This window comes from Bartonella sp. CL63NXGY (assembly GCF_042194905.1).
Taxonomy (GTDB): domain Bacteria; phylum Pseudomonadota; class Alphaproteobacteria; order Rhizobiales; family Rhizobiaceae; genus Bartonella.
This window is the reverse complement of record NZ_JBHINK010000120.1, coordinates 1-641: the sequence shown is the minus strand read 5'-3', so window position 1 is coordinate 641 and position 641 is coordinate 1. Positions and strand designations below refer to the sequence as shown.

At 44.9% G+C, this 641-nt stretch carries 1 protein-coding gene; it reads right to left on the bottom strand.

Features of this window, described 5'->3' with window-relative positions; genetic code table 11:
• On the bottom strand, nt 1-641 hold a 641-nt coding region (locus tag ACFIK0_RS09610; RefSeq protein ID WP_375663945.1), incomplete at both ends, for a hypothetical protein.

Below are 641 nucleotides of genomic sequence, written 5' to 3'. Positions count from 1 at the left end.
ACAAAAGAGCCAGACCGGTTTCAATGCCCTCACAAATGACCAGATGTTTGGGATTGCCTTGACTTAAATGCACCCCACCACCTGTTACAGATCCCAACATGGCTTTTGCTGGTTTTTGGTCTGTTTTGCAGCCATTGGCTTGTAAAAAGGTTCTATGAATGGCAAAGGAGCCAGCACCCTTAACAAGAGCAATCAACGCGGGCAATGTACCCCCAGAGGGGTGCGAACATTTGTCGTAAAAGCGTAAATCAGCAGGCAAATCACATGTAATACCCCGCATACGTAAATAGGTTTCTGCTAAAGTATTTTTGATTGGTTGGCTTTGTTGCCAAATTGCTTGTGCTCTCTCTGCTTTCTGTTTTGCTCGTTTGAGATCAGCACAAAACTGTTTTGAGAACGAAAGCGTATGATCATAAGCTTTATCAAAAAAGGCTTGTTTTCCAAGCAAGCCAATTCTAATGAGCGCTTGTATGATCTCTCTAAAAGAGCAACCAGCATAACAATAGAGTAAAAGACGCCCATCATGTCCATTGGCAAGGGATAAGCTAGGCAGCCTATCATCATGAGCAGGGCAACGGGCTATTCCATAACGCCCATGCCAAGTACCACGCAAGGCACGTGTGATACCCCGCGCATTCTTA